This window comes from Shewanella sp. SG41-4 (genome assembly GCF_014164505.1).
Lineage (GTDB): Bacteria > Pseudomonadota > Gammaproteobacteria > Enterobacterales > Shewanellaceae > Shewanella.
In genome coordinates, this window is record NZ_JACJFI010000594.1 from 1 (window position 1) to 1,368 (window position 1,368).

Below are 1,368 nucleotides of genomic sequence, written 5' to 3' on the forward strand. Positions count from 1 at the left end.
GACTTGTACAGCAGCATTAGGCACAGACGGTGAAAGTCGTGATGTCTTTAACGATATCGATGATTACCATGGGTTAAATGAAACAAGTAATATGCTCGACTCAAGCCAAACTTATGCCCAAGCGTATCCTCGTTATCAATTGCTGGTTTCAGTGGCATATCTCGATTCTACGACCAAGGCACAAAAATTAATTACTGTAGCGGTAACAACGCCTGCCAATGAAGTGATCACTTACCAAGCGGTAAGGAGTAACTACTAATGCCTTTAAATCGGAGATTGAAAACAGCAGGTTTTACCTTAATAGAAATGGTTACTGTCATTTTAATCCTAGGGATTATTGTGGTTGGGATAAGTAGCTTTGTTATTTTTGGTACTCGCATATTTGTAGAATCAAGTGCGGTAGATCAAGTGCTAAGTCAAAGTCGTTTTGGTATTGAGCGGATGACTCGGGATATTCGTGCCGCAGTGCCTAATAGTATGCGTGTACTTACTGCAACCGATGGCAGTTATCAGTGTTTGGAGTTACTGCCTATTTCGACCAGTACCTCTTATCTTGATGCACCATTTATGCCTCAAGCTGCTACAAATACCTTAACAGCGATTAAAAGTATCCGTCCTATTAATGCTGCTCAGTCAGTGCTTATTTACCCTTTAACCAATAGCGAAATTTATAATCCTCTAGGGACTACCGCTAAGCGATTTACAGTGCAAAGTGTTGCTGAAGTAAGCAATAAACTCACCATTACACTAACTCAAAGTGTGCGATTTACTGAGGCATCCCCGCTAAAACGCTTGTTTGTTGCCGATAGCCCATTAAGCTACTGTTTTGTTAATACAGCTAGCAATGTTGATCTGCGCCTGTACCAAAACTATGGTTATAAGGTGAGTCAGCCTGCACCAGCAGCAATGGGCAATGGCGTATTGATGGCACAAAATGTCACTAATACCTTAGCTGTTAATCCCGCGGTGATCTTGACTCCATCGACACTGGTGACTAATGCTATAGTGCATTTGCAGCCACTATTTAGCGTCAATGGTGAAACATTTCAATATCAACATCAAGTACAGGTGATGAATGTTCCCTAAGCTGAAATTAACCCAACATTATCAACAAGGTAGCGCACTAATTATTGGTGTATTTGTGCTAACGGTGATGTTTTTACTTGCAGCGAGTTTAATTCGTATTGTTGGTGATGCAGATGAGTCTGTGAATATGGAGGTGTGGGGAACCAGAGCATTATTTAGCGCTAATAGCGGTGCCGATGCTGCGTTAGCTCAACTGTTTCCAATTAACGGTACAGTAGCTAATTGCGCTAATGTAAGCTCAACATGGATACCACCAAGCAATGCAGTTGGATTTCATAATTG

At 41.4% G+C, this 1,368-nt stretch carries 1 protein-coding gene and 2 pseudogenes; all 3 read left to right on the forward strand.

Annotated elements, in window-relative coordinates; translation table 11 throughout:
• Positions 1-259: pseudogene (locus H5202_RS22495) on the forward strand (MSHA biogenesis protein MshD); the annotation flags it as partial.
• Positions 259-1,086, forward strand: coding sequence for a PulJ/GspJ family protein (locus tag H5202_RS22500; protein WP_182773982.1), 828 nt, complete (start codon positions 259-261; stop codon positions 1,084-1,086). The pseudogene H5202_RS22495 and the gene H5202_RS22500, both read left to right, overlap by 1 nt.
• Positions 1,076-1,368, forward strand: a pseudogene (locus H5202_RS22505) (MSHA biogenesis protein MshP); the annotation flags it as partial. The gene H5202_RS22500 and the pseudogene H5202_RS22505, both read left to right, overlap by 11 nt.

What these genes read in the sequence shown, in the direction of transcription:
- H5202_RS22500 (WP_182773982.1), top strand. Translation starts at nt 259, where the DNA reads ATGCCTTTAAATCGGAGATTGAAAACAGCAGGTTTTACCTTAATAGAA.